Raw genomic sequence first — 9,096 nt, forward strand, 5'->3', positions numbered from 1 at the left:
AAAATAGAGCGGAAAACGGGACTCGGACCCGCGACCCCAACCTTGGCAAGGTTGTGCTCTACCAACTGAGCTATTTCCGCTTATCAAATAAAACACGTGAAGAGGAGGAGACTCGAACTCCCACGACACAATTGTCACTACCCCCTCAAAGTAGCGCGTCTACCAATTCCGCCACCTCTCCAACATTAAGCAATTAATCATTGTGCCCAAGACAGGACTCGAACCTGCACGTTGTGAAACACACGCACCTGAAACGTGCGCGTCTACCAATTCCGCCACTTGGGCCCGATTTCAATATCCTATCTCAAAGATATCAAAATATGAGCGGAAAACGGGACTCGGACCCGCGACCCCAACCTTGGCAAGGTTGTGCTCTACCAACTGAGCTATTTCCGCTTATCAATCTACAAAAGACGTGAAGAGGAGGAGACTCGAACTCCCACGACACAATTGTCACTACCCCCTCAAAGTAGCGCGTCTACCAATTCCGCCACCTCTCCAGAAATTATTATTCACCAAATATCTTAATAAAGATAAAGCTTGATGTTGTCTTCAAAAAAATATGAGCGGAAAACGGGACTCGGACCCGCGACCCCAACCTTGGCAAGGTTGTGCTCTACCAACTGAGCTATTTCCGCTTATTTCCTACTCTTCATAGGAGCGTTCCTCTGAATGCGAGTGCAAAGGTACTACTTTTTTCCGAATTACCAAACTTTTCTTGAACTTTTTTTGAAAAAAAGATGCATTTTGCCCATTTTTCAGGCAAAAACGCACCTTTTTCCGTAGTTATTGTACCTTTTTACTGGTTTTCTTCATTCTTTTATCCCGTTTTTAATCCATACGCGAAAGATAATCCTCATATCCAAATTCGCGTAAGATTTCCAAATTTCCATCCAAATGAACGATACCTATAGCCGGATGGGAGATTCCGTTAAAGGTATTTGTCTTCACCGTAGTGTAGTGAAGCATATCTTCAAAGATGATATTTTCACCCACTTCCAGTTCATGGTCAAATTTCCAGAAGCCCATAAAGTCGCCACTAAGACAACTGTTTCCACCTATTCTATATATATACTCTCCCTCTGGAGCCTTCATCGGATCGTCCACTTCTAATGTTTCTGCATTTCTGACAGCTGGCATATATGGCATTTCAAGGCAGTCGGGCATATGGCAAGTAAAACTAGCATTGATAATAGCCGTCTTGATTCCCTTATCTTCTACCACATCTACAACTTGTGTAACCAGCGGACCTGTTTGCCATCCAAAAGCACTACCCGGCTCCATGATTACCTTCAGATGTGGATAACGGGCATGAAAATCCTTCAATATATTAATAAGGTGTTCCACATCATAATCTTTACGGGTCATAAGATGGCCTCCACCAAAGTTTATCCATTTCAACTGCGGAAACCATTTGGCAAATTTTTCTTCAATATGCTTCAAAGTACGCTCAAATACATCAGCCCCACTCTCGCAATGACAGTGACAATGGAATCCTTCTATGTCAGAAGGCAATTTTTCCGGCAATTTATCTGCAGAAACACCAAATCGCGTACCCGGTGCGCAAGGATTATATAATAAGGTGGAAACCTCAGAATATTCAGGATTCACCCGCAACCCATATTTGATAGAAGGATTTGCTCGTCGGGCACGTTCATGATATCGCTCATACTGAGAAAGCGAATTGAACGAAAGATGACTGGAACACCGAGCTATCTCGTCAATTTCATAATCAGTATAAGCAGGCGAGAACGTATGAGCAGGACTCCCGAACTTTTCAAAAGCCAATTTTGCCTCACTCAAGGAACTAGCCGTTGTGGAATTGATATACTCTCTAAAAATAGGAAAAGTCTTCCACAAAGCATATGCTTTAAAAGCAAGAATAATTTCCACATCGGCACGCTCAGCCACACTTTTGATGAGCGATAAATTGCGGCGCAGAAGTTTCTCCTCCAAAACGTAAATTGGTATGTGAACTTCGCAAAAAGATGATAAATTTACTCTCATTTCTTGATAAATATTAATTTTATGGTGCAAAGATAGCTTTTTATCCCGATATAATTGCATGTTTGCGAAATTTTTAATACTTTTGCAGTATAAAATGCATTTTGACGATGAAATTAGCAATAATGACAAAGTCCACATTCTTTGTGGAAGAAGACAAGATACTCACCTCGTTGTTCGACGAGGGCATGGACAACCTGCACCTTTTCAAGCCAGGTTCCTCACCCATGTATTCAGAGCGATTGCTCACTTTATTGCCAGAAGACTACCGTAGCAAGGTTACGGTTCACGACCATTATTACCTCAAGCAGGAATACGACTTGGCGGCAATACATATCGATGATCCACTTGCATCTGTACCAGATGGCTATAAGGGTAAGTACAGCCGTACCTGTACAGACCTCTCTATGTTGAAGGAGATGAAAAAGAAATCAAACTACGTTTTTCTGAAGAATATCTTCGACTGTATTGAGTTTAAGGATGAAAAATCATCTTTCTCCATGCAGCAGCTGGAGATGGCTGCAAAGGCTGGACTCATCGACAAGAAGGTATACGCTTTGGGAGGAATGAGTTTGGAAAACATCAAGGTAGCCAAAGAACTTGGTTTCGGTGGTGTTGTTATCTGTGGAGACTTGTGGAACCGATTCGACATCCACAATGAGAAAGACTTCAAAGAGCTAATTCTCCATTTTGAAAGATTGAGAAAAGCAAGCAGCTAAGGTTCTTTCTCCATAAAAGTACATTTGTAGTAAATAACTATTAATACACATAAACACTAAGTAGAAATGAGTGACAAGAACTCTTTTTTGGTATTCTCTGGTACTAATTCGAGATACCTTGCAGAGAAAATCTGCGCTAGTTTAGGTTGCCCACTGGGTAATTTGGTAGTAACCAAGTTCTCTGATGGTGAGTTTGGCGTTTCTTTCGAGGAATCTATCCGCGGCCGCGACGTATTCCTTGTGCAGAGCACCTTCCCTAATTCAGACAACTTGATGGAGTTGCTCCTGATGATTGATGCTGCCAAGCGTGCATCTGCTCGTAACATTATCGCTGTTGTGCCTTACTTCGGTTGGGCTCGCCAGGACCGTAAGGACAAACCACGTGTCAGCATCGGTGCAAAATTGGTTGCCGACTTGCTCAGCGTAGCAGGTATCGACCGCCTCATCACCATGGACCTCCATGCCGATCAGATTCAGGGCTTCTTCGATGTTCCAGTAGATCACCTCTATGCATCTGGTGTCATCCTGCCTTACTTGCAGAGCTTGCGTCTCAAGGATATGGTAATTGCTTCTCCAGACGTAGGTGGTTCTAAGCGTGCCAATACTTATGCTAAGTACTTCGGTTGCCCTCTCGTTCTTTGCAACAAGACTCGTGCTCGCGCTAACGTGGTTGCCAGCATGCAGATCATTGGTGATGTAAAGGACAAGAATGTTGTCATCATCGATGACATGGTTGACACTGCAGGTACTATTACCAAGGCTGCCGACATCATGAAGCAGGCTGGTGCCAAGACTGTTCGGGCTTGTGCTTCTCACTGTGTAATGAGTGGTCCAGCTTCAGAACGCGTACAGAATTCAGCTCTCGAGGAGATTGTTTTCACTGATTCAATCCCTTACACCAAGCGTTGCGACAAGGTTAAGCAGCTCACTATCGCTGATATGTTTGCTGAGACTATCCGCCGCGTAGAGGACAACGAGAGTATTTCTTCTCAGTATCTGGTATAATACATATATAAAAGGACAGGATTTCTAAGTTGTTGAAATCCTGTCCTTTTATGATATAACCAATCCCCCATTATGAAAACATTATTAAAACTCTTTATCGGATTTTTCTTTATTCTTTATGCCCTTTTAGGTTTAATATTTTGCTTTGATTCTCCTGACACTCTTACCAATATCGAACTCTTAGTTGGCTATATTGTCATATTGTGTGGAATTTATTACATTATCAAAAAAAGTAAGAAATAAAAAATCCCACACCTCCTTGCGAGATGTGGGATTAAATATATGATGCGAATAGAAATCCGCTATCCTATTAGTTCAACCACTTAACGTAGCAGAAGTCCTGACGATGTGGCAACTTGTCGTTCTTAGGATACATACGAACGCCTGTCTTGAATGAACCAGCATTGATTGGCTCAATCTCTGCCTCGAATGTAAAGTTGTTACCCTCATGACCAACCATCTTGAATGGATAAACAGCATAAATCTGCTTGCCATCCTCTGGCTGATCCTTCAATACAACAAGCTCCAAGCCAACTGCATCGTTCAAGCCCTGCTCATCGATAACGTACTGAACCTTGATCTTCTGACCAGTCTCGGCAGCCATCAACATGCAATCATCCTTTGATACTACGTGAATGCCATCCCAACGCTCAGCAACGCTCTCCTTCCAGAGTGCAATCTCCTTAGCCAAAGCATTGTCGTTAGCACTCAACTTCTTGAAGCGGGCAGCCTCCTTGTTGTAGAACTTATCATAGTAGTCATCCAACTGGCGCTTCATTGTGTAGTGAGGAGCGATAGTAGCGATAGAGTTCTTTACAACCTGAATCCACTCCTTGCTGAAGCCTTCCTTGTTCTTGTTGTAGTACATTGGGATGATGTCGTTCTCCAAGAGGTTGTAGATAGTAGCAGCATCAAGCTGATCCTGATAACCCTGGTTCTGGTATGTACGCTTCTCAGGAAGAGCCCAACCAGCACCCTCGCGGTAACCTTCTACCCACCAACCATCAAGTACAGAGAGGTTGACAACACCATTCATCTCAGCCTTCTCGCCAGATGTACCAGAAGCCTCCAATGGACGTGTAGGAGTATTCATCCAGATATCAACACCTGAAACCAGGCGACGAGCCAAAGTCATATCGTAGTCCTCGAGGAAGATGATCTTGCCGAGGAACTCTGGACGCTGACTGATCTCGAAGATCTTCTTGATCAAGCCCTGACCAGCACCATCAGCAGGGTGAGCCTTACCAGAGAAGAAGAACAATACTGGGTGCTCTGGATCGTTAACGATCTTAGACAAGCGATCCAAGTCTGTGAAGAGCAAGTGAGCACGCTTGTATGTAGCGAAACGACGGCAGAAACCAATCATCAAAGCATTAGGATTGATGCGCTCGAGCAAAGATACTACACGAGCAGGATCACCCTGGTTCTTCAACCAAGTCTGTGTAAACTTCTCACGGATGTAAGCTACGAGCTTCTTCTTCAATGTCATACGGGTATTCCAGATTTCTGCATCTGAAACATTGTAGATGGCATGCCAGATTTCCTCGTTACTCTGGTCGTTCATGAAGTTCTTGTCGAAATATGTATCGTAGAGCTTACGCCATTCTGTTGCTGTCCAAGTTGGGAAGTGAACACCATTAGTTACATAACCTACGTGGTTCTCCTCTGGGAAATAACCCTTCCAGATGTTAGAGAACATCTGCTGGCTTACCCAACCGTGGAGCTTACTTACACCGTTAACCTCCTGGCAAGTATTGCAAGCGAAGGTAGAGAGACAGAAGCGCTCGTTGTGATCGTCTGCATTCTCACGGCCCATACCGATGAACTCATCCCAAGAAATGCCGAGGCGCTGTGGATAGCCACCCATGTACTTACCGAAGAGAGCCTCGTCGAAGTAGTCATGACCAGCTGGCACTGGAGTATGAACAGTATAGAGAGAAGAAGCGCGAACCAACTCGAGAGCCTGGTTGAAGTTCAAGCCATCCTCCTCGATGTAGTCGCAGAGACGCTGCAAGTTGCAGAGAGCAGCATGACCCTCATTGCAGTGATAGATATCCTTCTTGATACCCATCTTCTTCAATGCGAGCATACCACCGATACCGAGCAAGATTTCCTGCTTCAAGCGGTTCTCCCAGTCACCACCGTAGAGAGAGTGAGTGATAGGACGGTCGAACTCTGAGTTCATATCATTATCTGTATCCAAGAGATACAACTTGATACGACCAACGTTCATCTGCCATACGTATGCATGTACCTGATAGTTTGTGTAAGGAACATCAACTACCATTGGGTTACCATTCTCATCATATACTCGCTCGATAGGGAGAGAGTTGAAGTTCTGAGCGTCATAGTTAGCAATCTGCTGACCATCCATACTCAAAGACTGCTTGAAGTAACCATATCTGTAGAGGAAACCAACGGCACACATATCCACGTTGCTGTCAGATGCCTCCTTCAAGTAGTCACCAGCAAGCATACCAAGACCACCAGAGTAGATTTTAACCACCTGGTTAATACCATACTCCATACAGAAGTAAGCTACAGAAGGGCGCTTTGAGTTTGGCTTAACATCCATGTACTCGCGGAACATCTTATAGACGTTCTTAACCTTAGCCATTGTCTCCTTATCCTTAACAATAGCCTCCTTGCGGTCGTAGCTCAAACGCTCCAAGAGCAATACTGGATTAGCATTGCACTTCTCGTACAAATCAGCATCAAGGCTCTTGAACAAGTCACGACCCTCATAGTTCCATGCCCACCACATGTTGTGAGCAATCTCGTCCAAGCACTTCAACTCCTTAGGAAGGCTAGACTTAATAGTAGTCTCCTTCCATTGAGGAGCATTAGCATAGTCTGCTTTAATTTTCATTGTGTTTCGATTTATATTAAAGTATTTATATTCTCTATAACTATATTGTGATTTCTCACTACCGAGAGAGAGATTTCTTTATTATCCCATGCGGGCTTCAGCCTTTCTCAAAGCGAAATCGTAAGCATCATAATAGTACTCGATAAAGTGCTTCCACAAAGCCTTCTCTGAGAGTTTTTCTGCATTCTTACGACACTTGTTCACCTGAGTTTTAGTAAATCCAGAGTACTTAGCAACAGTATCCTTGATGGCATCAGCCACCTCTGAATAATTGTAGTCAGTACGCTTGATTACCTTCACACCATCCTCAATCTCGCTATAACTTCCCTTCTCCGAGTTAGCCCAGAGACCGAAACCAGCCAAATCGGTGGTGATACATGGCACCTTGAATGCAACAGCCTCCAAAGGCGTGTAGCCCCAAGGCTCATAATATGAAGGATAGATGCAGAGGTCGTTACCCAACACTACATCATAGTAACTCTTATTGATGATACCATCATCGCCTGTCAGGTAGCAAGGCAAGAAGATCAGTTTCACCTTGTCTTCCTTATTATTATGCATATTGAAGTACTTCAACATACCCAATACATTATCATGGCTCATATTATGCAGCCAATGAGTAATTTCTGGAACCTCCAATGGAGTGTCAAACTTCTTGCCACTATTCAGACGGTCCAACAGATCCTGACGTGGATCGCCTACCCAACCAGGTACATCGATGAATGCCAGGACATTCTTCTTCAAGTTGCTATCACGAAGCAAACGATTCATTGCCTCGATATAGACATCGATACCTTTGTTGCGGAACTCGTAACGACCACTGGTAGAGACAATTAATGTATCATCGTCTAAATCTGTACCCATCAAGGCATTAGCCACATCGAGCAAACGCTTTCTTGCCTCCTTACGCTTCTTGGTAAAAGCAGTAGTCTTAGGAACAAAACTATTGTCAAAACCATTAGGCAAAACGAAGTCAACTGGTTTGTCCAGCAGCTCTTTGCACTCATTGGCAGTAATGTCGCTCACTGTTGTAAAACAGTCCACATACTTAGCAGTCTGCTTCTCAATAGAATGCTTGCTCTGCATATTAAGCTCCTGCGCCATCTGATCGCCATTATAGGCAAAGAGATAGTCATAAAGAGGCTTATTGTTGCCAGCAATACTTCTACCGATACTAGTTGCATGAGTAGTAAACACTGTAGCCACCTCAGGAAGATGCTTGTTAACATAAAGCACGCCAAGACCGGTCATCCATTCATTTCCATGATAGATAACCTTCTTACCCTTTCCTACAACATGTTTATAGAAACTTTCTACCACTAAAGCGGCAGCATAAGAGAACATAGAAGCTTCGTCATAATCACCATATGCGTGAAGACTATCTACCTGATAGTCATTCCAAAGCTGTCCATAGATTTGGTCTTTAATTTCATAATAAGGTTCGAAATCAACCAAAACAGCCACAGGCTCACCTGGTATGTTCCATCTACCTACTTTTACTTTCAAACCCTCTTTCTGAGCTTCTTTTTTCCACTCCGCATAAAGCGTATCATCCTCAGAGAAATAAGGATTAACCTTGTCTCCCCAACAATCAGGTCCAATGAATATCAGTTGGTCCTGCAATTTTTCTTTAAGAGTAAGAGCTCGTGTCGATAATACTGTGTAGATTCCACCTACTTTATTACACACTTCCCAGCTCGACTCAAATATATAATCTGGAAATAATCTATCCTTTCCCATAATAAATATCAATAAAACACCGCAAAGTTAACTAAATATTTGCAAAAAAAAGAATTTATCTTATTAAAATCCTGTAAAATATGCTTTTTTCTTGATATAAATGAATAACTTTGTCGCAGTAAATTGAAAATTGTAATATGAAGAGAAGGATTTTTGCAACATTCTTGTGCCTAATCAGTATATCCTGTATGGCACAAACAGACAGTACCTTGTTCAAAGGCAAGATTACAAACAAAGAATTCGATGTATATCTCTATATTGACTTCTACCACAAGAACTTGAAAGTTCCTGGGCAGGAACTCTATGGAGAGATGCCTGGATATTTTGGTGACAGGCGTGATAGCCGTAAATGGCTCATTACAGATGCCATCATTGAGGGAAAAACAGCTCACCTATCCATCATTAATGACTATGGAAGCGAAGATTTAACTGCCGACTTGGTACTGATGCCTGATGGCAGCTATGAGCTTCAGCAGAAGGATGGAAGCACGATGAAAATTGCCCGCAACAGAAAATGGGTAAAACTACCTAAAAAGGTGAAATTTATCAAGGAATAAGCCTACGGCTCATATTTCTCTTTTTTCTACCACTTATTAAGCATGGTTGGAAATACGGGAAATATGAGCCGCTTTATTATGGTAAATAGCCACCAAAACAAAGAGAAACAAAAAAGCCCCGACTACTTTCGTAATCGAGGCTAAAAAATGAAAGAAGGCGGCTACCTACTCTCCCGCATTGCATTGCAGTACCATCGGCGCA

Annotated in this window: 6 protein-coding genes and 6 tRNA genes; 3 read left to right on the forward strand and 9 right to left on the reverse strand. The window is 43.0% G+C overall.

The genetic code is table 11. The annotated features are described in order from the left end of the window. Window positions 1-7 precede the first annotated feature (7 nt). The 7 genes from F7D73_RS09530 to nspC form a co-directional block, all read right to left on the reverse strand. Window positions 8-80: transfer RNA gene (locus F7D73_RS09530), tRNA-Gly, on the reverse strand. A gap of 17 nt (window positions 81-97) precedes the next feature. Next, window positions 98-181, reverse strand: a tRNA-Leu gene (locus F7D73_RS09535). Between the two features lie 22 nt (window positions 182-203). After that, window positions 204-285: transfer RNA gene (locus F7D73_RS09540), tRNA-Leu, on the reverse strand. A 38-nt stretch (window positions 286-323) separates the two neighbouring features. Beyond that, window positions 324-396, reverse strand: a tRNA-Gly gene (locus tag F7D73_RS09545). Window positions 397-416: 20 nt separating this feature from the next. Then, a tRNA-Leu gene (locus F7D73_RS09550) sits at window positions 417-500 on the reverse strand. Window positions 501-565: 65 nt separating this feature from the next. Then, a tRNA-Gly gene (locus tag F7D73_RS09555) sits at window positions 566-638 on the reverse strand. 193 nt (window positions 639-831) lie between these two features. After that, complete coding sequence (nspC, locus tag F7D73_RS09560; RefSeq protein ID WP_153124222.1) at window positions 832-2,007, reverse strand: carboxynorspermidine decarboxylase; 1,176 nt, start codon at window positions 2,005-2,007, stop codon at window positions 832-834. Window positions 2,008-2,114: 107 nt separating this feature from the next. Here nspC and F7D73_RS09565 point away from each other — a divergent pair, with 107 nt between their 5' ends. After that, window positions 2,115-2,723 (forward strand): thiamine phosphate synthase, encoded by a 609-nt coding sequence (locus F7D73_RS09565; protein WP_153124224.1) that lies wholly within the window; start codon window positions 2,115-2,117, stop codon window positions 2,721-2,723. A gap of 66 nt (window positions 2,724-2,789) precedes the next feature. Further along, window positions 2,790-3,728, forward strand: a complete 939-nt coding sequence (locus F7D73_RS09570) for a ribose-phosphate pyrophosphokinase (protein ID WP_153124226.1) — start codon at window positions 2,790-2,792, stop codon at window positions 3,726-3,728. Window positions 3,729-4,038: 310 nt separating this feature from the next. Here F7D73_RS09570 and glgP read toward each other — a convergent pair whose 3' ends face one another. Continuing rightward, window positions 4,039-6,597, reverse strand: coding sequence for an alpha-glucan family phosphorylase (glgP, locus tag F7D73_RS09575; RefSeq protein ID WP_153124228.1), 2,559 nt, complete (start codon window positions 6,595-6,597; stop codon window positions 4,039-4,041). Between the two features lie 81 nt (window positions 6,598-6,678). Then, window positions 6,679-8,337: a glycogen/starch synthase gene (locus tag F7D73_RS09580; protein WP_153124231.1), complete on the reverse strand. Its 1,659-nt coding sequence runs from the start codon at window positions 8,335-8,337 to the stop codon at window positions 6,679-6,681. Between the two features lie 137 nt (window positions 8,338-8,474). Here F7D73_RS09580 and F7D73_RS09585 point away from each other — a divergent pair, with 137 nt between their 5' ends. Beyond that, complete coding sequence (locus F7D73_RS09585) at window positions 8,475-8,894, forward strand: hypothetical protein (protein ID WP_153124232.1); 420 nt, start codon at window positions 8,475-8,477, stop codon at window positions 8,892-8,894. Window positions 8,895-9,096 lie beyond the last annotated feature (202 nt).

It is taken from the genome of Segatella copri (genome assembly GCF_009494395.1).
Lineage (GTDB): Bacteria > Bacteroidota > Bacteroidia > Bacteroidales > Bacteroidaceae > Prevotella.